Source organism: Streptomyces sp. NPDC093600 (assembly GCF_044764755.1).
GTDB lineage: Bacteria > Actinomycetota > Actinomycetes > Streptomycetales > Streptomycetaceae > Streptomyces.
The window spans coordinates 246793-273189 of sequence record NZ_JBIWIU010000007.1 but is presented as its reverse complement, the minus strand read 5'-3'; the positions used below and the strand labels follow the sequence as shown (position 1 = coordinate 273189).

General features: G+C 69.5%; 24 protein-coding genes and 2 tRNA genes. 7 read left to right on the top strand and 19 right to left on the bottom strand.

All coding sequences use genetic code 11. The features are described 5' to 3' along the window. The first annotated feature begins 21 nt into the window (after positions 1-21). The 3 genes from ACIRB4_RS19610 (at position 22) to pknB (ending at position 5022) form a co-directional block, all read left to right on the top strand. Positions 22-1431 (top strand): FtsW/RodA/SpoVE family cell cycle protein, encoded by a 1410-nt coding sequence (locus ACIRB4_RS19610; protein ID WP_403292783.1) that lies wholly within the window; start codon positions 22-24, stop codon positions 1429-1431. Beyond that, positions 1428-2894, top strand: coding sequence for a peptidoglycan D,D-transpeptidase FtsI family protein (locus ACIRB4_RS19605; RefSeq protein WP_403292781.1), 1467 nt, complete (start codon positions 1428-1430; stop codon positions 2892-2894). The genes ACIRB4_RS19610 and ACIRB4_RS19605 overlap by 4 nt, the downstream gene beginning before the upstream one ends. 166 nt (positions 2895-3060) lie before the next feature. After that, complete coding sequence (gene pknB, locus ACIRB4_RS19600) at positions 3061-5022, top strand: Stk1 family PASTA domain-containing Ser/Thr kinase (protein WP_403292780.1); 1962 nt, start codon at positions 3061-3063, stop codon at positions 5020-5022. Positions 5023-5148: 126 nt separating this feature from the next. On the opposite strand, the gene ACIRB4_RS19595 is transcribed toward pknB, so the two are convergent. The 6 genes from ACIRB4_RS19595 to ACIRB4_RS19570 are packed head-to-tail and all read right to left on the bottom strand — an operon-like array spanning position 5149 to position 9504. Next, complete coding sequence (locus tag ACIRB4_RS19595) at positions 5149-5829, bottom strand: class E sortase (protein ID WP_403292779.1); 681 nt, start codon at positions 5827-5829, stop codon at positions 5149-5151. Positions 5830-5859: 30 nt separating this feature from the next. Continuing rightward, positions 5860-7104: a class E sortase gene (locus ACIRB4_RS19590; protein ID WP_403292776.1), complete on the bottom strand. Its 1245-nt coding sequence runs from the start codon at positions 7102-7104 to the stop codon at positions 5860-5862. Continuing rightward, positions 7101-7739 (bottom strand): aminodeoxychorismate/anthranilate synthase component II, encoded by a 639-nt coding sequence (locus ACIRB4_RS19585; RefSeq protein ID WP_403292775.1) that lies wholly within the window; start codon positions 7737-7739, stop codon positions 7101-7103. The genes ACIRB4_RS19590 and ACIRB4_RS19585 overlap by 4 nt, the downstream gene beginning before the upstream one ends. After that, on the bottom strand, positions 7736-7906 hold the full coding sequence (locus ACIRB4_RS19580; RefSeq protein ID WP_403292965.1) for a hypothetical protein: 171 nt from the start codon (positions 7904-7906) through the stop codon (positions 7736-7738). Before ACIRB4_RS19580 ends, ACIRB4_RS19585 begins: the two co-directional genes overlap by 4 nt. Positions 7907-7960: 54 nt before the next feature. Continuing rightward, complete coding sequence (locus ACIRB4_RS19575) at positions 7961-8698, bottom strand: class E sortase (protein ID WP_403292952.1); 738 nt, start codon at positions 8696-8698, stop codon at positions 7961-7963. A 38-nt stretch (positions 8699-8736) separates the two neighbouring features. After that, positions 8737-9504, bottom strand: a complete 768-nt coding sequence (locus ACIRB4_RS19570; RefSeq protein WP_403292773.1) for a DUF881 domain-containing protein — start codon at positions 9502-9504, stop codon at positions 8737-8739. A gap of 140 nt (positions 9505-9644) precedes the next feature. Between ACIRB4_RS19570 and crgA the strand changes: the two genes are divergently transcribed. Continuing rightward, a complete protein-coding gene (crgA, locus tag ACIRB4_RS19565; RefSeq protein ID WP_403292771.1) occupies positions 9645-9899 on the top strand; it encodes a cell division protein CrgA in 255 nt (84 codons plus the stop codon). A 295-nt stretch (positions 9900-10194) separates the two neighbouring features. Here crgA and ACIRB4_RS19560 read toward each other — a convergent pair whose 3' ends face one another. Continuing rightward, entirely contained in the window at positions 10195-11061 is an 867-nt protein-coding gene (locus ACIRB4_RS19560) for a rhomboid family intramembrane serine protease (RefSeq protein WP_403292770.1), read from the bottom strand. 231 nt (positions 11062-11292) lie between these two features. Beyond that, on the bottom strand, positions 11293-11826 hold the full coding sequence (locus ACIRB4_RS19555) for a peptidylprolyl isomerase (protein ID WP_403292768.1): 534 nt from the start codon (positions 11824-11826) through the stop codon (positions 11293-11295). A 209-nt stretch (positions 11827-12035) separates the two neighbouring features. On the opposite strand from ACIRB4_RS19555, the gene ACIRB4_RS19550 reads away from it, so the two are divergent. After that, the gene (locus ACIRB4_RS19550; protein ID WP_403292767.1) at positions 12036-12779 is read left to right on the top strand and encodes a DUF5324 family protein; all 744 of its coding nucleotides are present in this window, start codon (positions 12036-12038) and stop codon (positions 12777-12779) included. Between the two features lie 45 nt (positions 12780-12824). On the opposite strand, the gene ACIRB4_RS19545 is transcribed toward ACIRB4_RS19550, so the two are convergent. The 3 genes from ACIRB4_RS19545 to ACIRB4_RS19535 all read right to left on the bottom strand — a co-directional run bounded on the left by ACIRB4_RS19545 (position 12825) and on the right by ACIRB4_RS19535 (position 14880). Continuing rightward, positions 12825-13199: a DUF6344 domain-containing protein gene (locus ACIRB4_RS19545; protein WP_403292765.1), complete on the bottom strand. Its 375-nt coding sequence runs from the start codon at positions 13197-13199 to the stop codon at positions 12825-12827. A 159-nt stretch (positions 13200-13358) separates the two neighbouring features. Then, entirely contained in the window at positions 13359-14618 is a 1260-nt protein-coding gene (locus ACIRB4_RS19540) for an MFS transporter (protein ID WP_403292763.1), read from the bottom strand. 189 nt (positions 14619-14807) lie between these two features. Beyond that, positions 14808-14880: transfer RNA gene (locus ACIRB4_RS19535), tRNA-Ala, on the bottom strand. Between the two features lie 129 nt (positions 14881-15009). On the opposite strand from ACIRB4_RS19535, the gene ACIRB4_RS19530 reads away from it, so the two are divergent. Both ACIRB4_RS19530 and ACIRB4_RS19525 read left to right on the top strand, forming a co-directional pair. Further along, on the top strand, positions 15010-15558 hold the full coding sequence (locus ACIRB4_RS19530; protein WP_356887217.1) for a DNA-binding protein: 549 nt from the start codon (positions 15010-15012) through the stop codon (positions 15556-15558). A gap of 142 nt (positions 15559-15700) precedes the next feature. After that, complete coding sequence (locus tag ACIRB4_RS19525; protein WP_403292761.1) at positions 15701-16870, top strand: protein kinase; 1170 nt, start codon at positions 15701-15703, stop codon at positions 16868-16870. 39 nt (positions 16871-16909) lie between these two features. Here ACIRB4_RS19525 and ACIRB4_RS19520 read toward each other — a convergent pair whose 3' ends face one another. The 8 genes from ACIRB4_RS19520 to recF all read right to left on the bottom strand — a co-directional run bounded on the left by ACIRB4_RS19520 (position 16910) and on the right by recF (position 26342). Then, positions 16910-18256 carry a hypothetical protein gene (locus tag ACIRB4_RS19520; protein WP_403292760.1) on the bottom strand — a complete coding sequence of 449 codons (1347 nt, stop codon included), beginning with the start codon at positions 18254-18256 and terminating at the stop codon, positions 16910-16912. Between the two features lie 268 nt (positions 18257-18524). Continuing rightward, positions 18525-18659 (bottom strand): DLW-39 family protein, encoded by a 135-nt coding sequence (locus tag ACIRB4_RS19515; RefSeq protein WP_003958712.1) that lies wholly within the window; start codon positions 18657-18659, stop codon positions 18525-18527. A 162-nt stretch (positions 18660-18821) separates the two neighbouring features. Next, positions 18822-18895 (bottom strand) — tRNA-Ile (locus tag ACIRB4_RS19510). 74 nt (positions 18896-18969) lie between these two features. Continuing rightward, a complete protein-coding gene (locus tag ACIRB4_RS19505) occupies positions 18970-19551 on the bottom strand; it encodes a DUF3566 domain-containing protein (RefSeq protein WP_403292758.1) in 582 nt (193 codons plus the stop codon). A 105-nt stretch (positions 19552-19656) separates the two neighbouring features. Next, on the bottom strand, positions 19657-22266 hold the full coding sequence (gene gyrA / locus ACIRB4_RS19500) for a DNA gyrase subunit A (RefSeq protein WP_403292757.1): 2610 nt from the start codon (positions 22264-22266) through the stop codon (positions 19657-19659). A gap of 41 nt (positions 22267-22307) precedes the next feature. Next, positions 22308-24356, bottom strand: a complete 2049-nt coding sequence (gene gyrB, locus ACIRB4_RS19495; RefSeq protein WP_403292755.1) for a DNA topoisomerase (ATP-hydrolyzing) subunit B — start codon at positions 24354-24356, stop codon at positions 22308-22310. A gap of 307 nt (positions 24357-24663) precedes the next feature. Then, the gene (locus ACIRB4_RS19490; RefSeq protein ID WP_403292753.1) at positions 24664-25224 is read right to left on the bottom strand and encodes a DUF721 domain-containing protein; all 561 of its coding nucleotides are present in this window, start codon (positions 25222-25224) and stop codon (positions 24664-24666) included. After that, positions 25221-26342 carry a DNA replication/repair protein RecF gene (gene recF, locus ACIRB4_RS19485; protein ID WP_403292751.1) on the bottom strand — a complete coding sequence of 374 codons (1122 nt, stop codon included), beginning with the start codon at positions 26340-26342 and terminating at the stop codon, positions 25221-25223. Before recF ends, ACIRB4_RS19490 begins: the two co-directional genes overlap by 4 nt. Between the last annotated feature and the right edge of the window lie 55 nt (positions 26343-26397).

The following is a 26397-nucleotide window of genomic DNA, read 5'->3' as shown; positions in this document are numbered from 1 at the left end:
GTAGGGGGGCCTTTCACCACCATGAGCGTTGTCACCAACACGACCACCATCGGCGCGATCGAGGCGCCGAGCCGCCGCAACACCGAGCTGGCGCTGCTCGCGTTCGCCGTCGTCATCCCGGTGTTCGCGTACCTCAACGTCGGCCTCGCGATCGACGGCGAGGTGCCCTCCGGGATGCTCGGCTACGGGCTGGGCCTCGGCCTGCTCGCGAGCGTCGCGCATCTCGTGGTGCGGAAGTTCGCCCCGTACGCGGACCCGCTGCTGCTGCCGCTGGCCACGCTGCTCAACGGCCTCGGTCTGGTGCTGATCTGGCGGCTCGACCAGTCGCCGCGCATCATCGCCCGGTACAAGACCTTCACCCCTGACGCCCCCAACCAGATGCTGTACTCGGCCATCGGCATCGCGATGTTCGTGGGCGTTCTGCTGATCCTGAAGGACCACCGGGTCCTCCAGCGCTACACGTACATCTCGATGGTGGCAGCGCTCGTCCTGCTGCTCCTGCCGCTGGTCCCGGGACTCGGCGCGGACGTCTTCGGTGCCAGGATCTGGATCCGCATCGGCGGCTTCTCCATCCAGCCCGGCGAGTTCGCGAAGATCGTCCTGGCGGTCTTCTTCTCCGGCTATCTCATGGTGAAGAGGGACGCCCTGGCCCTGGCCAGCCGGCGCTTCATGGGGCTCTATCTGCCGCGAGGCCGTGACCTCGGCCCGATCATCACGATCTGGGCCGTCAGCCTCCTCATCCTGATCTTCGAGAACGACCTCGGCACCTCGCTGCTGTTCTTCGGCATGTTCGTGATCATGCTGTACGTGGCGACGGAGCGGACCAGCTGGATCGTCATGGGTCTGCTGATGTCCGTCGCGGGCGCTGTGGGTGTGGCCTCCTTCGCCGGTCACGTCCAGGCTCGTGTCGACGCCTGGGCGGACCCCTTCTCCTGCGCCGAGACGGTCCCCGCCTGTGACCAGATGACCCAGGTCATGATGTCGTTCGGCTCCGGCGGCATCCTCGGCACCGGCCTTGGCCAGGGCAACTCCGACCTGATCGGCTTCGCCGCCAACTCCGACTTCATCTTCGCCACCGTCGGCGAGGAGCTCGGACTGACCGGTGTCATGGCCTTCCTCCTCCTCTACGGCCTGATCATCGAGCGCGGTGTCCGCACCTCCCTCGCGGCGCGCGACCCGTTCGGCAAACTGCTCGCCATGGGCCTGTCCGGCGCGTTCGCGCTGCAGATCTTCGTCGTCGCCGGCGGTGTGATGGGCCTCATCCCGCTGACCGGTATGACCATGCCGTTCCTCGCGTACGGCGGTTCCTCCGTGATCGCCAACTGGGCCCTGATCGGCATCCTCATCCGGATCAGCGACACCGCGCGCCGCCCGGCGCCCGCCCCCGCCCCGTCCCCCGACGCCGAGATGACCCAGGTGGTCCGTCCGTGAACAAGCCCCTGCGCCGGGTCGCGATCTTCTGCGGCCTGCTGGTCCTCGCCCTGCTGATCCGCGACAACTGGATCCAGTACGTCCGCGCCGACGAACTGAACGCGCACCCCCGCAACAAGCGCGTGCAGATCGAGCGGTACGCCAACGTCCGCGGCAACATCATCGTGGACGGCAAGCCGATCACGGGCTCGGTCGACTCCCAGGACCCGTACTACCGGTTCAAGCGGACCTACACCGACGGCCCCATGTGGGCCCCGGTGACCGGGTACGCCTCCCAGGCGTACGACGCCAACCAGATCGAGAAGATCGAGGACGGCATCCTCACCGGCAACGACGACCGGCTCTTCTTCGACCGCACGCTGGCGATGTTCACCGGCGACAAGAAGAAGGGCGGCGACGTCGTCACCACCCTGAGCGGCGCCGCCCAGAAGGCCGCCTTCGAGGGGCTCGGCAAGAAGACCGGTGCCGTCGTCGCCATCGAGCCCAGTACGGGCAAGATCCTGGCGCTGGCGTCCACCCCCTCCTACGACCCCTCGTCCTTCGCCGGCTACTCCGGCAAGGACGAGAAGGCGTGGATCGCGCTCGAGAAGGACAAGAACAAGCCGAAGCTCAACCGCGCGCTGCGCGAGATCTACCCGCCCGGCTCCGTCTTCAAGGTCGTCACGGCGGCCGCAGCGCTGGAGCACGGCAAGGTCACGGACATCAACGCGCCGACGGACACCCCCGAGCCGTACAAGATCCCACTCTCGACCAGGAACATGGTCAACCACGCCCGGGACTGCGAGAACGCCAGCCTGAACAGGGCGCTGGAAGTCTCCTGCAACTCCGTCTTCGCCAAGCTCGGTGACGAGGTCAGCCGCGACAAGATGGTCGAGACGGCCGAGAAGTTCGGCTTCAACGCCGAGCAGTTCACCCCGGTCCGCTCGGCCGCCTCCGTCTACGACAAGAAGATGGACCGCGGCGGAAACGCGCTCTCCTCCATCGGCCAGTTCAACACCGCCACCACTCCGCTCCAGATGGCGATGGTCACCGCCGCGATCGCCAACGACGGCAAGCTCATGAAGCCGTACATGATCGAGGAGCTGCGCGCCCCCAACCTCGACGTGCTCAAGCGGAACGAGCCCGAGGAGATGAGCCGCCCGGTCTCGCAGCGGAACGCCCAGCTGATCCAGACGATGATGGAGAACGTCGTCGAGAACGGCACCGGCCGCAACGCCGACCTGAACATGGACGGCGTCAAGGTCGGCGGCAAGACGGGTACGGCCCAGCACGGCGAGAAGAACGCCAAGCGCCCCTACGCCTGGTTCATCTCCTACGCCAAGACCGACCAGGGATCCCCGGTCGCGGTCGCGGTCATCGTCGAGGACTCCGCGGGCACCTCCCGCGAGGACATCAGCGGTGGCGGCCTCGCCGCCCCGATCGCCAAGGCCGTGATGAAGGCGGTACTGAAGAACAAGAGCTGACCCCGCCGGCCGGGCACCGGCCGGATACCGGCCGTGTACCGGTCAGGTATCAGGTGCCGGTCACGGTCGGAACGCCTTCCGTAAGGCCGGTAGCGTATGCGCGAACAGCACACCGCCGGACCACACACGGGTGCGGTCGGGACAGACGGAGAGGGCTGGATCAGTTATGGAAGAGCCGCGTCGCCTCGGCGGCCGGTACGAGCTGGGCTCGGTGCTCGGCCGTGGTGGCATGGCAGAGGTCTACCTCGCCCACGACACCCGGCTCGGCCGCACCGTCGCCGTGAAGACGCTGCGGGCCGACCTCGCCCGTGACCCGTCCTTCCAGGCCCGGTTCCGCCGTGAGGCCCAGTCCGCCGCCTCGCTCAACCACCCGGCGATCGTCGCGGTCTACGACACCGGCGAGGACTACGTCGACGGGGTCTCCATCCCGTACATCGTGATGGAGTACGTCGACGGCTCCACCCTGCGTGAGCTGCTTCACTCCGGGCGCAAGCTGCTGCCCGAGCGCACGCTCGAGATGACGGTCGGCATCCTCCAGGCGCTGGAGTACTCGCACCGGGCCGGCATCGTGCACCGCGACATCAAGCCGGCGAACGTCATGCTGACGCGCACCGGGCAGGTCAAGGTCATGGACTTCGGCATCGCCCGCGCCATGGGCGACGCCGGCATGACCATGACGCAGACCGCCGCGGTCATCGGCACCGCCCAGTACCTCTCCCCGGAGCAGGCCAAGGGTGAGCAGGTCGACGCCCGCTCCGACCTGTACTCCACCGGCTGCCTGCTGTACGAGCTGCTGACCGTCCGGCCGCCCTTCGTGGGCGACTCCCCGGTCGCGGTCGCCTACCAGCACGTACGGGAGGAGCCGCAGCCGCCGAGCAACTTCGACCCCGAGATCACGCCCTCGATGGACGCCATCGTCCTGAAGGCGCTGGTCAAGGACCCCGACTACCGCTACCAGTCGGCGGACGAGATGCGCGCCGACATCGAGGCGTGCCTCGACGGTCAGCCGGTCGCGGCGGCCGCGGCGATGGGAGCGGCCGCGTACGGCGGCGGTTACGGCGGCTACCCGCCGGACGACCAGCCGACGACGGCCCTGCGCCAGGCCGACCCGGCCGGCCAGACGTCCATGCTGCCTCCGATCAACCCGGACGACGGCGGCTACGGCTACGACGACCGGCCGGACCGCCGCCGCCAGAAGAAGTCGAACACCTCCACCATCCTGCTCGTCCTCGCGGGCATCCTGGTGCTCGTCGGCGCGATCCTGATCGGCCTCTCGATCTTCGACAACAAGAAGGGCACGGAGCAGGTGCCCGTGCCGCAGCTCGTCGGCAAGACGCTGCAGGAAGCCGAGGGGCTCGCGGCCAACGCCCAGGTGAAGGTCGCGCAGGCGGGCTCGGAGCGCTGCGACCAGCCGAAGGGCACGATCTGCCGGCAGACGCCGGTGGCGGACGGTACGGCGAAGATGAACGTCAACGAGACGATCTCGGTCGTCGTCTCCGAGGGCGCGCCGCAGATCGAGGTCCCGGACGTCACCGAGAAGTCCCAGGAGCGCGCGGAGGAACAGCTGCGCGCCAAGGGCTTCCGGGTGAAGGTCGAAAAGGAGGAGTCCGAGGAGGAGCCGGGAAGGGTCCTGCGTCAGAACCCGACCGGCGGCTCGAAGGCGGAGCAGAACACCGAGGTCACGATCACGGTGTCGAAGAAGAAGCAGACGCCGCTGCCCGACGTCACCAACAAGTCCTACGACGCGGCGGTGCAGCAGCTGAGCACGCTCGGCTTCACCAACATCGCCCGCCAGGACGTGGACTCGGACCAGCCCGCCGGCACGGTCATCGGCCAGACGCCGGGGGCCAACACCGACCAGTCCAAGGACGTCCAGATCACTCTGAAGGTCTCCAAGGGCCCGCAGCAGCAGCAGACGACGCTCCCGACCGGCCTCGCCGGGAAGAAGTTCGAGGAAGTGAAGCAGCAGCTGGAGGCGCTGGGCCTGGTCGTGGCGGCACAGGGCTCGGACAAGAAGAACGCGACCGTCCTGGGCACCAACCCGCCGGAAGGCAGCCCGGTCACCCAGGGCCAGACGATCACGGTCTACACGGCGGGCGGCGAGGACGGCAACGGATTCTTCGACTAGAGCCTCTCCGGCCCTGATCCGTCAGTCGGACAGGGCCGGCAGAGCTCGGTCCGCCGCGCGTGCACTACGGACTACGGGAAGAGCCCCGGCATCCTCATGGATGCCGGGGCTCTTTCCTGCCCGGTCTCACTGGGCGCGCAGTTCCGCCGGCGGCGTGCGGTCCTGGTCGACCTTCTCCGTGCGTTCCAGTTCGCCCCAGACGATGTAGCGGTAGTCCGAGGTGTACACCGGTGTGCACGTCGTCAGCGTGATGTAGCGGCCCGGCTTCTTCTTGCCCGACTCCTCCGGGACCGGCTGGAGGACATCCACGTTGTACTTCGTCGTCTCCGGCAGGGTCTTGTACACCTTGTAGATGAACCAGGTGTCCTTGGACTCGAAGACGATCGAATCGCCGTTCTTCAACTTGTGGATGTTGTGGAATTTCGCCCCGTGCCCGTCCCGGTGCGCGGCCAGCGTGAAGTTGCCCTGCTTGTCCTGCGGGAGGGCCGACTTGATCGGCTCGGTGTAGTAGCCGGCGACGCCGTTGTTGAGGGTGTCGCTGTCGGTGCCCTTCTTGACCAGTATCTCGCCGTTCTTCATGGCGGGTACGTGCAGGAAGCCGATGCCGTCCTTGGTGTCCAGGGCTCCCGGGCCGTCGGCCCAGCGGTCGCGGACCTGCTCGCCGTCCTGGTCGGCGGCGCGGTCGGCGAGGACGTTGGTCCACCACAGGGAGTAGACGACGAAGAGACCGAGCACCAGGCCCGCGGTGATGAGGAGTTCGCCGAAGACGCTGATGATGCCGGCGATCCGGTTGCGCACACGTGCCACTACGTCGTCCCGTCTGGAGGTGTGGAGGTCTCAGCCTACGAGCGCGTCCGGTTTCCCCTTGCTGCGCGGGCGTTCCTCGACCATCTTGCCCCACACGATCATGCGGTAGGTACTGGTGAATTCGGGGGTGCACGTGGTCAGCGTGATGTACCGCCCCGGTCCGGTGAAGCCCGACCCCTTGGGCACCGCGTCGATGACCGCGACGTTCGACGGCGGGGTCTGCGGCAGGAGCCTCGTCATCTCGTAGGTGTAGTACGCGTCCTGGGTCTCGACGACGATGGGATCGCCCGGCTGCAGCTGGTTGATGTACCTGAACGGCTCGCCGTGCGTGTTGCGGTGGCCGGCCAGCGCGAAGTTGCCCTGCTTGTCGGAGGGCATCGCCGTCTTCAGCGTGCCCTCGGCGTAGTGGCCCACCATGCCCCGGTCCAGGACCTTGGTCTTGTCGACGCCCTCGCCGATGGGGACGACCACGTCGAGCTTGGGGATGTACATGATCCCGAAGCCCTGTCCCGGCTCGAACGCCTCGGGTGCGCGGCCCTTCGACCAGGCGTCCTCGATCTGCTCCTTCGCCTTGTCGGTCTGCTGCCCGGCCCGGACGTTGGTCCACCACAGCTGGTAGGCGACGAACAGGAGCATGACGACGCCGAAGGTGATGAACAGTTCGCCCACCACCCGGCTGGCGACCACGCCGACGCTCTCCTTGCGGGCGCGGGCCGCCCGGCGGGCCTCGACGCGTGACAGGGGGGCGGCGGGTGCGTCGGCCGACGTCGCGGGGGCCGCTCCGCGCCTGCCCTTGCCCTTGGCGGCACGCCGGCGCTCGGCCCTGCCGGGTCCGAGGTCGGGCGTGGGCGAGGGGGCGGGCGTGGGGGTGGGCTCCACGGACCGCAGGGCCATCGTCTCGTCGTACGGCTCGTCGTACGGCTCGTACGGCTCCTGCGGCACGTACGGATCCTGGGGCATGTGCGGCTCGTGCGGCGCCTCGTAGGGCGTCTCACGGGGGCTGTGGGGCGCCTGGGGCACCTGCGGCTCCCCTGCCGGCTCGTACCCCGCCGCGGCCCCGTAGGCGGGCTGGTACGCCGTCTCCTCGTACCCGGGCGCGGATATGGGCTCCGGAGCGGAGGGCGGGGGCCCCGCGTGCGGCGCGGAGGCCGGCGGCACGGTGTGCGGTACGGATCGGGGGGCGGACTGCGGCACGGGCGCTCCGTACTCCGATGCGGGAACAGGCTCTGGTTCCTCCGCCAGGTTCGTCGCCCGGAACCACGGCGACGCCGTCACGCGACGGCCTTGCCCACCACCGGCGCGAGCCCCGCCGACCGCCCGACCGCCCCCTTGTCGCCGCACTGCTCCAACCAGTTGGCGAGCATCAGGTGGCCGTGCTCGGTGAGCACCGACTCCGGGTGGAACTGCACACCCTCGACGGCGCGTTCACGGTGGCGAAGCCCCATGATGATGCCGTCCTCGGTCCGGGCCGTGACCTCCAGCTCGGCGGGGAGGTCCGCGGGCTCCGCGGCAAGCGAGTGGTAGCGGGTCGCGGTGAAGGGCGACGGCAGGCCCGCGAAGACGCCCTTGCCCTCGTGGCGGACGAGGGAGGTCTTGCCGTGCAGCAGCTCGGGAGCGCGGTCCACCACACCGCCGTACGCCACGGCCATCGACTGCATGCCCAGGCAGACGCCGAAGACGGGCACGCCGGTGGCCGCGCAGTGGCGCACCATGTCGATGCAGACGCCGGCCTGCTCGGGCGCTCCCGGCCCGGGAGAGAGCAGGACGCCGTCGAAGCCGTCCTGAGCATGGCTCAGTGCGACCTCGTCGTTGCGCACCACCTCGCACTCGGCGCCGAGCTGGTAGAGGTACTGAACGAGGTTGAAGACGAAGCTGTCGTAGTTGTCGACGACGAGAATCCGCGCGCTCACTGGCCGTCCACCGTCACATCGTTGAACGGAAGCAGAGGCTCCGCCCAGGGGAACACATACTGGAAGAGCGCGTAGACGACGCCGAGGACCAGCACGAGCGACAGGATGCCTCGCACCCACGCGTTGCCCGGCAGATGCCGCCAGATCCAGCCGTACATGACGTCCACTGCCCCTTCCGTTCGTTACGGGTCCAGACTACGGGGCGATGTCCTCCCGAGGGGTCAACTGTCCAAAGCCGGGGGCTTGCCCTGCGTCACAGGCCGGGTGGCGTCCAGGTGGGCCCAGACGATCAGCCGGTGGCTGCTGCCCCACTCCGGCTCGCAGGTGGTGAGGGTGAGATAGCGGCCCGGCCCGTCGAATGCGGCGGCGTTCTTCCGCAGGGGCGAGGGGACGGGATCGATCACCCCGATGTCGGTGGGCACGGTCCGGTACGGCTCGCGCGCGATCCGGTACGTGAACCAGGTCGCCCCGTCCGTGAGGACCACCGCGTCACCCGGGCGGAGCCGGGGGAAGTCCTTGAAGGGATCTCCGTGGGTGCGGCGGTGGCCGGCCACGGCGAAGTTGCCGGTCTCGCCGAGCCGTGCGGTGGAGGCGTAGTGGCCGAGGCCCTTCTTCAGGGTGGCGGCCGCAGTGCCCTCCAGAACGGGCCACTCCCAGTCCTTGCCGAGGCGGGGGATGTACATGACGGCGATGCCCTTGCCGGCCGTGTACGGCTTGTCCGACGCGGATACGGCCGCGGGCGGGGACGGGGGAGCCGGAGCGGGCCCGGGTGCGGTCTCCGGGGCGTCCGGGAGGGGCTGGTCGACCCACTCCCGTCGCAGCAGGTCGATCTGGCCGGCGGTGGCGCTGTCGGCCTGGACACCCGTCCAGAAGATCACGTACACGACGAAGAGGACGATCAGCGTTCCGGCGGTGAGGCAGAGCTCGCTGAGGGTCCTCACGACCAGTCGTACGGACAGCCCCACCCGGCCCTCCCCGCGGCTCCGACTACGAGGCCCTAGCTCACAGGCTTCGCGTGGTGGAGATCCACTGTGCCCGAGTAACCGGGGAGAGTCACCGCCCCGTGCTCGTCGACTTTCCAGCCGAGCCCGTACGCCTTCACGTACAGCTGGTAGTTCTGGATCGCCGGGGAGTCGGCGAGCGCCTTGGTGAGCCTGCCGCGGTCACCCACGGCGGTGATCTTGTACGGCGGTGAGTAGACCCGGCCCTGGAGGATCAGGGTGTTGCCCACGCAGCGCACCGCGCTGGTCGAGATGAGCCTCTGGTCCATGACCTTGATCCCTTTGGCACCGCCCTTCCACAGGGCGTTCACGACGGCCTGGAGGTCCTGCTGGTGGATCACGAGGTCGTTGGCCTGAGGTTCGGGGTAGCCGGGGGCCGCCTGGGCGTTCGCGGGGGCATCATTGAGGGTGACGGTCAGCCCGGATCCGGAGGTCTCCGTGGTCCCGGCGGCCGCCTCCAGGGCGCGGAGCCTCTCGTCCTCGGCCCTGGTGGAGCCGTCGTCGCGGGCGGCGAGTGCGTCAACCTGCCGACGTACCGCGGCGGTGGACTCGTCCAGGCCGGCGTTCTTGTGGCTGCGCTCCTCGATCAGGTCGGAGAGCCTCAAAAGCGAGGCGTCCGTACGGATGTTGGTGCCTTTGGCGGTGTTGAAACTGGTGACGAAGATCAGCCCGGCGAGGGCGAAAACAGCAGCGGTGAGGAGCCGGACGGGCCGCCATCGGAAGGCTCGGCCCGGCCCGGTGGGAGAGTCGGCGGAATTGCTCAACGTACCCTGATCCCCTTCGGTGCCACGGAAGCACTACGCTAACGGACGCCCGGGGGACGCAGTGGTCCTCCTACGTCACATCCCGGCGCCAGCCACAGTTCCCTGCGCGGTCACGCAGCGCATCGACAGGAGAGTCCCTCGTGCCGAAGTCACGTATCCGCAAGAAGGCCGACTTCACGCCTCCGCCCGCCAAGCAGGCCACCAACATCAGGCTGACCAACCGCAGCTGGGTGGCACCGGTGATGCTGGCGCTGTTCCTGATCGGGCTGGTGTGGATCGTCGTCTTCTACGTCACCGACGGCACGCTGCCGGTGAAGTCCCTCAACAACTGGAACATCGTCGTGGGCTTCGGCTTCATCGCGGCCGGGTTCGGCGTCTCCACCCAGTGGAAGTAGCCTCCCGAGGCGCGGCGGCCCGCCTGGGCCCCTGGTCGGTCGCCCGAGTTATCCACAGCGTTGTGCACAGCACTGGATAACTTACGAAGATCTGTGGATAACCCGGTGCTCGGTTGACGCCGGTGTGACTGCGACAGTCTCTTCGAGGGCGCGGCCCGCCCCTTGTCCCTCCTGGAAAGACCCAGGTCAGGGACGAGGGGCACAGTTGTTCCTCAGGACGGGTGCACGATCCGCCACGCACTGTGGATAACTCTGGGGAAAGCTTCCCCAGGAGCTCGTCCACAGCCTCTCCCGCTCAGGTGAGCGCGGCCGTGCGGGCGATGACCGTCCCCAGGTCGAGCAGGAGGACCAGCCCGCAGGCCGTGTACTGCACCAGGGCCCGCCGTTTCCGCGGGGCGTGGACCAGGGCGTAGACGACCAGGGCGCCGCCGACGAGGCCACCGATGTGCGCCTCCCAGGAGATCCCCGGGCGGGTGAAGGTCAGCAGCAGGGACAGCGCGGTGAACAGGACGACCGGCCGCATGTCGTACCGCTTCCGGCGGGCCAGCACCACCCACGAGCCGATCAGGCCGAAGACGACGCCGGAGGCGCCCAGGGAGGGCTGGTTCGGTGCGGCGAACAGGAACGCCAGCACGGAGCCGGAGAGCCCGGAGAGCAGGCAGAGCAGGGTGTAGCGGATCCGCCCGAGCTCCGGTTCGACGATTCCGCCGATGATCCACAGGCCCAGCATGTTGAAGAGGAAGTGCGGGATCTCCTGGTGCAGGACGGTGGAGGTCACCAGCCGGTACCACTCGCCGTCCGCGACGCCCACCACCTCTCCGAGCACCGGGTTGTACGCGTAGCCGATCAGCGACAGCTCGTCCACGAGCCGGTCGCCGGCGACCTGGACGGCGATGAACAGGGCGAGGTTGATCGCGATGAGGATCTTGGTGATGAAGCGCCCGTCGGACGCCACCCGGCCGCCCGCGAGGGTCCTGGGCTGGTTGGCGTCGGGCGCGTGGCCCGTGCCGGATCCGGTGCGCACGCAGTCGGGACATTGGAAGCCGACGGACGCGGAGACCATGCACTGCGGGCAGATCGGCTTCTCGCAGCGGGTGCAGCGGATGCCTGTCTCGACGTCCGGGTGGCGGTAACAGCGCGGCAGGCCGGTCTCCGGCTCCATGGAGGTCCCTCCCGGGTTCAGGGGGCGGCTGGGGTCTGCGTACCCGCGGCGGAAGGGCCGCACGGCACCGCCCCGCCCTCCCTACGGACGAGCGGGGCGAAAAGGTTCCCGGGGCCTGGTCACCGGGTTTCGCGGTTTCCGAAGCGCTCGGCCGGGCCCGTGCCCGGCCGCTCCGGCGGCCGGCTCCAATGCTCGGCTCTGCTGCTCAGCTCTGCTGCTCAGCGCTGGCGCTCAACTCTGGCGCTTCTCGATCACGACGGACTCCAGGACCACGTCCTGCACCGGGCGCTCGGTGCGCGGGTTGGTCTCCGTCGTGGAGATCGCGTCGACGACCTTCTTGCTCGCCTCGCCGACCACCTCGCCGAAGATGGTGTGCTTGCGGTTGAGCCAGCTCGTGGCGCCGAGCGTGATGAAGAACTGCGAGCCGTTCGTACCCGGGCCGGCGTTGGCCATGGCCAGCAGGTAGGGGCGATCGAAGAACAGCTCGGGGTGGAACTCGTCCGGGAACTCGTACCCCGGCCCGCCCGTCCCGTTCCCCAGCGGGTCGCCACCCTGGATCATGAAGCCGCTGATGACGCGGTGGAAGACCGTGCCGTCGTAGAGACGGTCCGTGGAGACCTTGCCGGTGGCGGGGTGGGTCCATTCCCGCTCGCCCTCGGCGAGTTCCACGAAGTTCCGGACCGTCTTGGGCGCGTGGTTCGGCAGCAGCCGGATCTCGATGTCGCCCTGACTGGTCTTCAGAGTGGCGTAAAGCTGCTCGGCCACGGTCCGCCTTCCCTCGATCTCTTCTGGGGTCTCCTCCGAGTGATCTCCGAAGATCGTCTCCGAAGTTCTTCTTTGAGGTCTCCCCTGGCGGTCCGATCCTCGCATGCCCCGGATGCCCGCATCGCATGCCGGACCGCGATCGGGCAGGCATGATTTCGAAAAGGGTGGAAAGGCGAAAAACCGACACCGCCACCGAGTAGGAGGATCCCGTGACCCGGATGGACAGCGTGCGCGCCGCGACCGATTCGGCCAAGGACAGCGTGCTGCACGCCGCGGAAGTGGTGGCGCCCTATGCCGGCACGGCGAAGGACCACGCCGCGCTGTATGCCGGCTCGGCCAAGGACCACGCCGCGCTCTACGCGCACGCGGCACGCGTCCGGCTCGCGCCGAAAGTCTCGAAGGCCGCTCTTCAGGCCCGTACTCAAGCTCGTGTGCAGTACAACTCCCGTGTCGCACCGCATGTACCGCCGCGGGTCGACGCCGCCGCGCATCGTGCCGCGGTACGGACCCGCAAGGCCGCCCGTCAGGCGGCCGACTACACCGTTCCGCGTGTCGAGCACGCGGTCGCCGCGACCGGTCCTGTTCTCGACGAGGCCGGATCGCGCTCCACCGCCGCCTGGGCCGCGCTGCGCGGTCAGGTGACGCCGAAGGAGATTCAGAAGATCGTGAGGAAGCACGAGCGTCGGACCAGGGCCGGACGTCTCGGAAAGCGACTCGCGATCCTCGGTGTGCTGGCCGGCGGCGCGTACGCCGCCTGGAGGTGGTGGGACAAGCAGGCCAACCCGGACTGGCTGGTCGAACCGCCCGCTCCCACCGAGGTCGACGAGGGGGTTCCGCTGTCGTCCGTCGACGGCAGCAGGTCTCTCGACGCCGAGATGGAGGCCAAGCAGGCCGAAGCCGATGCGGCGGCCGCTGAGGAGACCGAGGCCACGGACCGCGACGAGCGTCGCTGAGCGGCCTCGGCGTGGAGCGCGGGGAGCGCGGTGACTCCCCGCGCTCTACGCCGCGGCGGCAAGCGCCAGTCCGGAGAGCTCGGAGTGGTCGGCCGTGTCCGTCTCGTTCGGGGAGCCGGCGCGGCGGTGGCGTACGGAGGGCGAGGAGCCGTGGGCCTCGGCGCTGATGCGCTGCTTGATCGTGGGCGGCAGCGAGCGGTCACGCACCGGGCTCCACCGATGCGTCCGCTGGGCCGGTACGAAGGCCGAGGCACGCTCGCCGCGGTGGGCGGCGCTGCCGGGGGCGGCCGGCTCCTCCGGCTGCTGGACGGAGGGGGCCTGCGCGGCGGTGGCGTTGCTCGCCAGGCCGACGGAGGCGAGCAGCGCGAAGAGTACGGAGATGAAGGCGGTCCAGAACTGCTTGACCTTGGCGGTGGCCATGGCCCCTCGCTTTCGTGACGTTCCCGGATTGGCGTTCCCGGATGGATCATTTCGGGTTGCGCGCTTTACATACCTTTCTCATGATGTGTACGCACTCCCGGATTCCACGGAGCGACGCCGTCGGCGCGCAGTTCTTCCGATGAACACCACCCGTCCGGCTCAGCGGGCCCCGACGGGGTCGCCGTGCCGCCGCTCCCCGGAGGGGTGGGCCCGCGTTCGCTCGGCCCACCGCACGGCGGGCCTGGTCGCCGCCGAGGCGGCCAGGAAGACCCCGCCGAGCACCAGCCATCCCGGTACGCCCCAGGTCACCAGCAGCGTCGTGACCAGCAGCGGTCCAAGGGTCCGCGCGACCGGGACGCCGATGCCGAAGAACCCCTGGTACTGCCCGATCCGGTCGGCCGGCGCCAGGTCGAAGCCGATCTGCCAGGACCCGGCGGAGTGACGCATCTCCGCGGCGACCTGGAGGCCGGCGGCGAGGACGAGGAGGGCGACCGTCGTCCACGGCCCGAGTCCGGCCGCCGTCCCCGCGAAGACCGCGCACGCGGCCAGCATGATGACGCCGGAGCGGCCCACCGCGCGCGTGGCCTCGGCCAGACCGGTCACCGCCCTGGCCGTACGGACCTGGAAGAGCATCACGGCCCCGGTGTTGAGGACGAAGAGCGCGGAGACGACCCACCCCGGCGCCGAGGTCCGCTCCACGATCCACAGCGGCAGGGCGAGGCTGAGCAGCGGCAGCCGCAGGAGCAGCAGCGCGTTCAGGAAGGTGAGCAGCGCGTACGGACGGTCGCGCAGCACCAGCAGGCGCGGCTCGCCGCCGCCGGTCGCGGGGGTGCCGGGCACGAGCGGCAGCCGGCGGAGCACGAGCGCGCAGACGAGGAAGCTCAGCGCGTCCAGGGCGAACACCGAGAGGTACGCGGTGGGGGTTCCGGCGTGCAGGGCGAGCCCGCCGATCCCCGCGCCGACGCCGAGTCCGCCGTTGAGGGTGGCCTGGAGCCTGGCAAGCACCTCCGTACGGGCCGCGGGGGAAACGAGCCCGGCGAGCAGCGCCTGGCGGGCGGCGGCTAGGCCGCTCTGGGCGGTGGCGTAGACGGTGGCGGCGATCAGGAACGGCACGAAGGAGCGGATGAGGAGGAAGGAGCCGACGGCGGCCGCGGTCGTGAGCGCGAGGAGAACCGCCGTGCCGCGCGGCCCCCGTCGGTCGGCGAGATGCCCGAGCGGTACGCCCGCGACGGAGCCGATCGCCCAGGCGAGGGTGAGCCCGATGCCGATCTGGGGCGCGGAGAGGCCGACGATCCGGGTGAAGTAGAGGGCCGAGGAGACGTAGAAGGCCCCGTCGCCGATCGCGTTGCTCACCTGCGCGAGGAGGAGCGCTCGCGGCGCTCCGGCGGCTCGGGGAGCCCGGGAGGAGGTGTTCGCCATAGGGGCGACGCTAGGAGCGGGTGGCCCAGGCCGACAGGTCCATTGACCGCCGGGGAACCTGGGCCACTTCGGCACCCCAGGCGGCCGCAGGCGGCGGCGGGCGCCGACGGGCGGCCCGTACGGCTGCGGGCAGAGCGCAAAAAAGGCCCCCCTGACCGCATTAAGGCAGGTCAGAGGGGTCTCATCCGGTGGAGCCTAGGGGAGTCGAACCCCTGACATCTGCCATGCAAAGACAGCGCTCTACCAACTGAGCTAAGGCCCCGGAACGAGAACAGAGTACCGGGTCATCCCCTGGATCTCGCAAAAGGATTGGGACTCCCGGTCAGCGACCACGCTCCGTAAGATGCTGACCGAGGTTCGCAGTGGCGAACCGCAGGGATGGGGAGAAGTAATGGATGCAGCGCAGCAGGAAGCCACGGCCAGAGCCAGGGAGCTTCAGCGCAGTTGGTACGGAGAGCCGCTGGGGGCGCTCTTCCGTCGGCTGATCGACGATCTCGGGCTGAATCAGGCCAGGCTCGCGGCCGTGCTCGGACTGTCGGCACCCATGCTTTCCCAGCTGATGAGCGGCCAGCGGGCCAAGATCGGCAACCCCGCGGTGGTGCAGCGGGTGCAGGCGCTGCAGGAGCTGGCGAGCCAGGTCGCCGACGGCAGCGTCAGCGCGGCCGAGGCCACGGACCGGATGGACGAGATCAAGAAGTCGCAGGGGGGATCCGTCCTGACCGGCACCAGCCAGACGACCAACAGCTCCGGTGCGCCGACGGTGCGCCGGGTGGTCCGCGAGATCCAGTCGCTGCTGCGCTCGGTGGCGGCCGCCGGCGACATCATCGACGCGGCCGACTCCCTCGCCCCGGCCCATCCGGAACTGGCAGAGTTCCTCCGGGTGTACGGCGCCGGGCGCACCGCGGACGCGGTCGCGCACTACGAGTCGCACCAGAACTGACGCGGAGCCGCCGGGCCGCCCGCCACGACGATCGGGACGGGCCCGGCGGAACCGATTCGGCACGCCGGGGAGCGATTCGGCACGGCGAACCGATGCGGCATGGCGGAACCGATTCGGCACGACGGGGAGCGGGCGCGGCGCGATGGGTGAGGTCTTCGCTGGTCGGTACGAGCTGATCGACCCGATCGGACGCGGTGGCGTCGGCGCGGTCTGGCGCGCCTGGGACCAGCGGCGCCGTCGCTATGTGGCGGCCAAGGTCCTCCAGCAGAGCGACGCCCACACACTGCTCCGCTTCGTGCGCGAGCAGGCGCTGAGGATCGACCACCCGCATGTCCTCGCCCCGGCCAGTTGGGCGGCGGACGACGACAAGGTGCTGTTCACCATGGACCTGGTGGCCGGCGGTTCCCTGGCGCATCTCATCGGCGACTACGGCCCGCTGCCGCCGCGCTTCGTGTGCACGCTGCTCGACCAGTTGCTGTCCGGGCTCGCCGCGGTGCATGCCGAGGGGGTCGTGCACCGTGACATCAAACCGGCGAACATCCTGCTCGACGTGACCGGAACCGGGCGGCCGCATCTGCGGCTGTCCGATTTCGGCATCTCCATGCGCAAGGGTGAACCCCGTCTGACCGAGACCAACTACGTGGTGGGCACTCCCGGTTACTTCGCACCCGAGCAAATGATGGGCGCGGAACCGGACTTCCCGGCCGACCTTTTCGCGGTCGGACTGGTGGCGCTCTATCTGCTGCAGGGTCAGAAGCCCGACTCCCGGGGGCTGATCGAGTACTTCATGGCGCACGGCACCCCCGGCGCCCCGCAGGGCATTCCCGAGCCGCTGTGGCAGGTGCTCGCGGGTCTGCTGCAGCCCGATCCGCAGACGCGGTTCCGGACGGCCACGGGCGTACGCAAGGCGCTCACCGCCGCGGTCGAGCTGCTGCCCGAGACGGGCCCGGACGAGGAGCCGGTCGAGGTCTTCGACCAGATCGGGCCGCTGCCGCCCGGTTTCGGCCCGAAGGGCCCCGAGAGGCCGGTGCCGCGTCCGTCCGATACGGGGAGCTTTCACCTCCCCCTGCCCCCGGGTCAGCCCGCCGCCGGCCCCGCACGGCCTCCGGTCCCGGCTCCGTCCGCGCAAGCCGTCGCGTACGAACATGCCGCCACCCGTCCCTACACCGCTCAGGCCACCGGCGTCCCGGTGAACAGCTCGATGAGCGCTCCGGTGAAGCGGCCGGGGCCGCCCCCGAAGGTGGCGGTCCCGGTGCTGATCGTGGCGCTGATCTGCTTCGCGGTCGGCATCTGGGCGCTCACCCAGACCTGACGACCGGGGGCCGCGGGCTCCCGGGCCGTGAAGGCCTTCCTACCAGGCCGCCGGTGGTCCGAGCCGCGCCGGACCGCCCTGCGCTTCCCGGGCCGCCCGCCGTCGCGCCGTGACCGTCCACACGCCGAGGGCGAGGACCAGTACGGAGCCGGTCCCGATACCGGCCGCGGCGACGAGCCGCATGGAGTCGCTCCTCTGCGCCTGCGGTCCGCTGTGACCGCTGGCCGCCGCGTCCTCGTCGTCCTCGGTGACCTGGAACGGCCCGGCGTCCCCGGCGTACGCGGGCCCGGCCTTCGGCGTGCCGGTGACGTTCACCCGGAGCGTCAGCGGCACCGGCTCGTCCCCGTACGCCTTGGCGACCTCGGGGCTGAGCGTGGCCGACAGGTAGTACCAGCCGGCGAACCGGAGGGCGTTCGTGTAGCTGTTGGAGGAGTACCGGTTCTCGAAGGCCACCGGCCGGTGCGGGTCCAGCGCCACCGTCGCGGGGTCCCCGGCGTAGCTGACGGTGTCCTGGTCGACGTGTCCGCGCGCCGGGTTGTCGAGCGACAGCACGAGCGCGTTGCCGATGTACGTGTCACCGGAGGTGCTGGTACCCAGCTCCGCACTGGCGAAGATCTGCTGGTTCCAGTCGACCGGCACCCGGTAGAAGAGCGTCTGGCCGGGCTTGATGTCGGTGCGCCACTCGCCCTGGCGCAGCGAGGTGGCGTCATGGAAGCCGGCGCCGCCCTGCCGCCTCTGGGGGCCGCCCGCGGGCGGCGGGGGTGAGGACGAGGGCCAGTCGTCCGGCAGCGCGGTGGGGCCGGTCCGCCGCACTCCCGGCTCGGTGAGGTACCGGATCTCCAGGTCCCAGTCCTCGGCTGCGGAGGCGGACTTGGAGGTCCGCTCGACGAGCACGTAATACGTGCCGGCCTGCTGGCAGGTGGAGCTGCCGGCTTTGATCGTGCGGTGGGCGTAGGCGGTGAGGGGACGGGTGAACCCGGCGGATCCGAAGGACGTGTCCTGGTACCCGCACGGGGAGTTGGAGCCGTCCCGCATGCTCACCTTGATGCCGTCGCCGTACTCGGCCTTGCGTCCGGGCTCGCGGACGGGCTTGGGGACGGCGACCACGGAGACGTACGCGTTCTGCTCGGCGTCGAGATCGACGCGGTAGTAGAGCTTGCCGTCCTTCTCGATGGTGTCCCGGTAGGTCCGACCGGCCGCCAGCCGCTCGGCGTCCAGGCTGGTGACGGCGCCCTTGACCCGCTGCGCCGTGCCGTCGAAGGTGTACGGGCTCTCGTCGGCCGCCCACGCCTGGCCGGGAAGCGCGCCGACGGCGCACACCGCCGCGAGCAGGGCTCCCGCCATCCGTCGTATGCGGAGCACGCCCCGCCCGCGCTGCGTCCTCACACGCCTCTCCTCGTCTCCGTCGGAAGCCGCCGCCGGACTCGGGCGGGCCGCACCGCACGGCGCGGGGGCGCGGTCCATCCTGCCGCGCCGCTCACTCCGCTGTCCGCGGGTGACGGATCACGGGCGACGCGCTCCGATCCAGACGATTTGCTAAAGCAACACAATAGTTCACGTAAGCGAACTCAGAGGCTCCCTCTCGCCCCCCGAACAGCACGAAGCCCCGGCCGCTCAAGCGCGGCCGGGGCTTCGCCCACAGACAGTCTGCGTCTCACACACCCGAACCTGCGGGCACGGAGTCGGTCGCCTCCGTCCACAGATCCTGCTCGGCGCGATCCGCCTGGATCTGGCGGTACACGAGGAGCCCGCCGATGGCGGCCAGTGCGACCAGGAGAAGCTTCTTCACCGCGCGACCTCGTCTTTCGTTGACGTAGGAGACTTCTGACGCCCACTCTACACATCGACCGATACCGATCGGTGACCTACTCCCCGGTCTTCCCGGCCGTGTGCCAACGACAAAGCGATCGGCCCGGACGGATAAAGAATCCGTCCGGGCCGATCGTCGCTGTGGGGCTAACAGGATTTGAACCTGTGGCCTCATCCTTATCAGGGATGCGCTCTAACCAACTGAGCTATAGCCCCGCCGCGCTCTTGCGGGGTGTCCCGCGCGCTGACTCCTGAAGATTAGCGCACGTGGGGGCCAGTCCCAAAATCGGTTACTCGTCCTCCGCCAGCGTGAGCTCCACACCGCCGACGAAACCGGCCGACAGGTTGTAGATGAACGCGCCCAGCGTCGCCAGCGCCGTCATCAGGACCACGTCGATGACCGCGATCACCGACGTGAACGTGAGCACCCGCGGCAGCGAGAGGAACGACTGCAGATCGAAGCCGTTGGACTCGTTCGAGCCCGTCGCCTCGCTGATCGTGCCGCCGACGGTCGAGAAGACACCCATGGCGTCCATGACCATCCACAGCACCGCCGCCGCCACGACCGTGCAGATGCCGAGGGCGATGGAGAGCAGGAAACTCACCTTCATCACCGACCACGGATCGGCCTTGGCCACCCGCAGCCGCGCCTTGCGCGTGCGAGGCGTGGTGCGTGCCCCCGTACGCGGCCGGCGTACCGCCGCCGCGTTCTGGCCGTCCGCGCCACCCGTACCGCCGGCGGCCGGCGCCTGAGCGCCGTACGCCTGCGGTGGGTGGTACGGCCCGCCCGGCTGCTGCGCTCCCGCGCGCTCGCCCGGCAGCGGCCCGTTGTACGTGTCGTACGAAGGCTTGGCCCCTCGACTGTCCGTCACCGCAACCCCCTGGGAGTCCGTGGCGGAACCACGGGCACCGTCCGCTCCAGCATCGGCGGAAGCTCCGGCAGCCGCCGATCCGGCGCCCGTGGCTCCACTCACGCTCTACTCCTCGTGCTCCCCGGCCGAGGGCTCGATGCCCTCGGCTGCCTCGGCCTCGGCCGCGGTCGCGGCCTCGACGCCTTCGACGTCCTCGGCCTCGACGACCTCTTCGGCCTCGCTGCCCGCCTCGGCGTTACGTGCGATGCCGACGACGGCATCGCGCTTGCCCAGATTGATCAGCTGGACGCCCATGGTGTCACGGCCGGTCTCCCTGACTTCGTTGACTCGCGTGCGAATCACACCACCGGAGAGCGTGATGGCGAGGATCTCGTCCGTCTCCTCGACCACCAGCGCGCCCACGAGCGAACCACGGTCCTCCACGATCTTGGCGGCCTTGATACCGAGGCCACCGCGACCCTGGACGCGGTACTCGTCGACGTTGGTCCGCTTCGCGTACCCACCGTCGGTGGCGGTGAAGACGAACGTACCCGGCCGGACGACATTCATCGAGAGCAGCTCGTCGCCCTCGCGGAAACTCATCCCCTTGACGCCGGACGTGGCACGCCCCATCGGGCGCAGCGCGTCGTCCGTCGCGGTGAACCTGATCGACTGCGCCTTCTTGCTGATGAGCAGCAGATCGTCCTCCGCCGACACCAGCTCGGCGCCGATCAGCTCGTCGTCGCCGCCGTCCTCGGTCTCCCTGAGGTTGATCGCGATGACACCGCCCGACCGCGGCGAGTCGTAGTCCTTCAGCGCGGTCTTCTTGACCAGGCCGCCCTTGGTGGCGAGCACCAGGTACGGCGCGGCCTCGTAGTCGCGGATCGCCAGGATCTCGGCGATCTGCTCGTCCGGCTGGAAGGCCAGGAGGTTGGCCACGTGCTGGCCGCGCGCGTCCCGGCCGGCGTCCGGAAGCTCGTACGCCTTCGCTCGGTAGACCCGGCCCTTGTTGGTGAAGAACAGCAGCCAGTGGTGGGTCGTGGACACGAAGAAGTGGTCGACGATGTCGTCCTGCTTCAGCTTCGTGCCGCGCACACCCTTGCCGCCGCGCTTCTGCGAGCGGTAGTCCTCGGTCTTCGTACGCTTCACATAGCCGCCACGCGTGATGGTGACGACGATGTCCTCCTCGGCGATCAGGTCCTCGATGGACATGTCACCGTCGAAGGGCACCAGCTTGGAGCGGCGGTCGTCGCCGAACTTCTCGACGAGGAGCGCGAGCTCCTCGCTGACGATGGCGCGCTGGCGCTCCTCGGAGACGAGGATCGCGTTGTACTCGTTGATCTTGGCCTGGAGCTCGTCGTGCTCGGCGACGATCTTCTGGCGCTCCAGGGCGGCGAGCCGGCGCAGCTGCATCTCGAGGATGGCGTTGGCCTGGATCTCGTCGATCTGGAGCAGGCCCATCAGGCCCTCGCGCGCGACGTCGACGGTGTCGCTGCGCCGGATGAGCGCGATGACCTCGTCGATCGCGTCGAGCGCCTTGAGCAGACCGCGCAGGATGTGCGCGCGCTCCTCCGCCTTGCGCAGACGGAACTTCGTCCGGCGGACGATGACCTCGATCTGGTGCGTCACCCAGTGGCGGATGAACGCGTCCAGGGAGAGGGTGCGCGGCACACCGTCGACGAGCGCCAGCATGTTCGCGCCGAAGTTCGTCTGCAGGTCGGTGTGCTTGTACAGGTTGTTGAGCACGACCTTGGCGACGGCGTCGCGCTTGAGCACGATGACGAGCCGCTGGCCGGTACGGGAGGAGGTCTCGTCGCGGACGTCGGCGATGCCGCCGATCTTGCCGTCCTTGACCAGGTCGGCGATCTTCTGCGCGAGGTTGTCCGGGTTGGTCTGGTACGGCAGCTCCGTGACCACCAGGCACTGGCGGTTCTGGATCTCCTCGACCTCGACGACCGCGCGCATCGTGATCGAGCCACGACCGGTGCGGTACGCCTCCTCGATGCCCTTGCGGCCCACGACCAGCGCGCCGGTCGGGAAGTCCGGGCCCTTGATCCGCTCGATGAGTGCGTCGAGCAGCTCCTCGTGGGTGGCCTCGGGGTGCTCCAGCGCCCACTGGGCACCGGCCGCGACCTCGCGCAGGTTGTGCGGCGGGATGTTGGTCGCCATACCGACCGCGATACCGGCGCTGCCGTTGACCAGCAGGTTCGGGAAGCGGGCCGGGAGGACCGTCGGCTCCTGGTTGCGGCCGTCGTAGTTGTCCTGGAAGTCGACGGTCTCCTCGTCGATGTCCCGGAGCATCTCCATCGACTGCGGCATCATCTTGCACTCGGTGTACCGCATGGCGGCGGCCGGGTCGTTGCCCGGGGAACCGAAGTTGCCGTTGGAGTCGACGAGCGGCATCCGCATCGACCACGGCTGGGCCAGACGGACCAGGGCGTCGTAGATGGAGGAGTCGCCGTGCGGGTGGTACGTGCCCATGACGTCACCGACGACGCGGGCGCACTTGTAGAAGCCCTTCTCGGGGCGGTATCCGCCGTCGTACATCGCGTACAGCACGCGCCGGTGGACGGGCTTGAGGCCGTCCCGTACGTCGGGCAGCGCGCGGGACACGATGACGGACATCGCGTAGTCGAGGTACGAGCGCTGCATCTCCGTCTCGAGCCCGACGGGCTCGACACGGAGGGCGACCGGCTCTTCTTCTTCGGTCGTGGCAGGAGTGTTCTCGTCGGCCATTGCTGGTCTTCAGTCCTTTCGTGCGGTCAGCTGAGACCGACTCAGATGTCGAGGAAGCGGACGTCCTTGGCGTTGCGCTGGATGAACGAGCGCCTCGCCTCGACGTCTTCGCCCATCAGCACCGAGAACAGGTCGTCGGCCTGGGCCGCGTCGTCCAGAGTGACCTGGCCGAGCACACGGTGGTCCTGGTCCATGGTGGTGATGCGCAGTTCCTCGGCGTTCATCTCGCCCAGACCCTTGAAGCGCTGGATCGAGTCTTCCCTGATCCGCTTGCCGTTCTGCTTGCCCAGCTCGACCAGCGCGTCGCGCTCGCGGTCCGAGTAGGCGTACTCGAAGTCGTCCCGGCCCCACTTGATCTTGTAGAGCGGCGGGCGGGAGAGGTAGACGTGACCGGCCTCGACCAGCGGACGCATGAAGCGGAAGAGGAAGGTCAGCAACAGGGTGTTGATGTGCTGGCCGTCGACGTCGGCGTCCGCCATCAGAATGATCTTGTGATAGCGGAGCTTCTCGATGTCGAAGTCCTCGTGGACTCCGGTGCCGAAGGCCGAGATCAGCGCCTGGACCTCGGTGTTCTGCAGGATCTTGTCGATCCGGGCCTTCTCGACGTTCAGGATCTTGCCGCGGATCGGCAGGATGGCCTGGTACATCGGGTTCCGGCCGGACTTGGCGGAGCCGCCGGCGGAGTCACCCTCGACGATGAAGATCTCGCACTTGGCCGGGTCGTTCGACTGGCAGTCGCTCAGCTTGCCGGGCAGTGACGCCGACTCCAGCAGTCCCTTGCGACGGGTGAGGTCACGGGCCTTGCGGGCCGCCACGCGCGCGGTGGCCGCCTGGATCGACTTGCGGATGATGTCCGCGGCCTCGTTGGGGTTGCGGTCGAACCAGTCGCTGAGGTGCTCGTGCACGACCTTCTGCACGAAGGTCTTCGCCTCCGTGTTGCCCAGCTTGGTCTTCGTCTGGCCCTCGAACTGCGGCTCGCCCAGCTTGATGGAGATGATCGCCGTCAGACCCTCGCGGATGTCCTCACCGGTGAGGTTGTCGTCCTTCTCGCGCAGCAGCTTCTTGTCACGCGCGTACCGGTTGACCAGACCCGTGAGCGCGGCGCGGAAGCCCTCTTCGTGCGTACCGCCCTCATGGGTGTGGATCGTGTTGGCGAAGGAGTACACGCCCTCGGTGTACTGCGAGTTCCACTGCATCGCGATCTCGACCGAGAGCATGCGCTCCTTGTCCTCGGCCTCGACGTCGATGACGGTGGGGTGGATCAGCTCACCCTTGCGGGAGTTGAGGTACTTCACGAAGTCGACGATGCCGCCTTCGTAGTGGTACTTCACCGTCCTCGCCGGAAGCTCCTCCGCCGCCTCGGCGTCGGGGTCGTCGGCGCCGACCGTGGCCTTCGCGGACTCGCGCTCGTCGGTGAGCGTGATCGTCAGGCCCTTGTTGAGGAAGGCCATCTCCTGGAAGCGGCGCGAGAGCGTCTCGAAGGAGTACTCGGTCGTCTCGAAGATGTCGCCGTCGGCCCAGAACGTGACCGAGGTGCCGGTCTCGTCGGTCTCCTCGTGCTTGGCGAGGGGCGCGGTGGGGACGCCCATCTTGTAGTCCTGCGTCCAGCGGTAGCCGTCGGTCCTGACCTCCACCGAGACCTTGGTGGAGAGGGCGTTGACGACGGAGACGCCGACGCCGTGCAGACCGCCGGAGACCGCGTAGCCGCCGCCGCCGAACTTGCCGCCCGCGTGGAGGACCGTCAGCACGACCTCGACGGCCGGCTTGCCCTCGGACGGGACGATGCCGACGGGGATGCCGCGGCCGTTGTCGACGACGCGGACGCCGCCGTCGGCCAGGATCGTCACGTGGATGGTGTCCGCGTAACCGGCCAGGGCCTCGTCGACGGAGTTGTCGACGACCTCCTGCACCATGTGGTGCAGACCACGCTCACCGGTCGAGCCGATGTACATGCCGGGTCGCTTGCGGACCGCGTCCAGACCCTCGAGCACGGTGATCGCGCTGGCGTCGTACGACGCAGCGTTGGCGGACTGGGTGTTCTCGTTGGGGTTGCCGGAATCGGCCACGAAGCGCCCTTTCTGGCACAGCACAGGCCGTTCTCCGGGCATACGGGAGCGGCTGCGTCGTTCGACATGTTCCGCAGGGTGGCGGGATTGCCTCCCAGTCTACCGGTAGGTCTGACAGTCATGGGGGTTTGCCGGTACCTGAGTACGCATGTGCCGCCCTGAGCGGGACCGTCCCGACTCCCCATATCCGGGAAGGGGCTCCAAAGGGCTCTGACGGCCACCCAGCGCTTCGGGCTGTAACGAGCTGTGGCAATCGTGAGCAGCCGAGGCACACGCACCCCGAGGGGCGCCCCGACAGGCTCGTCGCCCCGACAGCCCCCGGCCGCCCTCGTCAGCCGTACGTGTCCCCGGGCCCCACGGACCCGGGCGCCCTGAGCGGCCCGTACCCCCGCCGCGGCCCGCCCGGACCCAGCACCTTGATCACCCGCACGGTCCCGTGCCCCAGGTCCTCGTTCAGCCGGGCGACCAGCCTCGGCGCGAGCAGCCGCAGCTGCGTCGCCCAGGCCGTCGAGTCGCACTGCACGGTGAGCACCCGCTCCTCCGGGTCCTCGTCGTACTTCAGCGGCTCACAGTGCTTGGCCAGGTCCTCGCCCACGATCTGCGGCCAGCGGCCCATGACCCCGCCCACCGCCGCCGGCGTCTCCCAGCCGCGCTCGGTGATCAACCTGTTGATCGCGGAGCCGAGCGCCATGGGGTCCCGGCCGTCGGCGTGCGCGCCGGACCGCAGCCCGCCGCCCCGCCGGGCCTGCTTCTTCTGCTGCGCGGCGGCGCCCCGCGCCCGCGCCTGCTCCTTGGCGGCGCGCAGCGCGACCCGCGCCAGATCGACCCCGGAGGGCTCCGGCGCCTTCGCCGGGGCCTGGGCACCCGCCTCGACGCCCTCGTTCTCGCTCACAGCCGCTCCACCGAACCTCCTGCGACCCCGTACCGGGCCCCCGCGAGCACGCCGGGCACATCGTCCTCCACCGCGGCCGTCACCAGGACCTGCTCGCCCGGTGCCACGAGCTCCGCGAGCCGCTCCCGGCGCCGCGCGTCCAGCTCGGCGAAGACGTCGTCGAGGACGAGCACCGGCTCGTTCCCCTCAGCCCGCAGCAGGTCGTACGAGGCGAGCCGCAGCGCCAGCGCGTACGACCAGGACTCCCCGTGGCTCGCGTACCCCTTCGCCGGCAGGTCGCCCAGCTTGAGCAGCAGCTCGTCCCGGTGCGGCCCGACGAGCGTGACGCCCCGCTCGATCTCCTGTTTCCTGACCTCTCCGAGCGCCGCGGTCAGCTGCTCGTAGAGCTCCTCGCGCGTGTGCCCGGGACCGGGCGCCGACGGCCGGTACTCCAGCAGAATCGGTCCGCCGCCCGGCGCCAGCTGCTCGTACGCCTTGTCCGCCAGCGGCTGCAGCACACCGATCAGGTCCAGCCGCTGGGCGAGCAGCTCGGCGCCCGCCCGGGCCAGGTGCTGGTCCCATACGTCTAGGGTCGACAGGTCCATGCCACGCCCCCCGTGCCGCCGGGCCATCGCCGCGGACTTCAGGAGCGTGTTCCGCTGCTTGAGCACCCGCTCGTAGTCGGAGCGCACACCCGCCATCCGCGGCGCGCGCGCCGTGATCAGCTCGTCGAGGAAGCGCCGGCGCTCGCCGGGATCGCCCTTGACCAGGGCGAGGTCCTCCGGCGCGAAGAGCACCGTCCGTACGATGCCGAGCACATCACGGGGTCTGACCTGCGAGGACCTGTTGATCCGGGCGCGGTTGGCACGGCCGGGGTTGAGCTCGAGCTCGATCAGCTGGGAGCGCTCGCCCTGGGTGACGGCGGCCCGGATGATCGCCCGGTCCGCCCCCATCCGTACGAGAGGAGCGTCCGACGCGACGCGGTGGCTGCCGAGGGTGGCGAGATAGCCGACGGCCTCGACGAGATTCGTCTTGCCCTGGCCGTTCGCTCCGACGAAAGCGGTGACGCCCGGGTCGAGCGGGACCTCGACCCGGGCGTAGGAGCGGAAGTCGGCCAGCGACAGATGCGTGACATGCATGGTGTGCGCCGACCTTCCCCCGGCTGCTGTGCACCGCGGGGTGCACAGCCTGTGG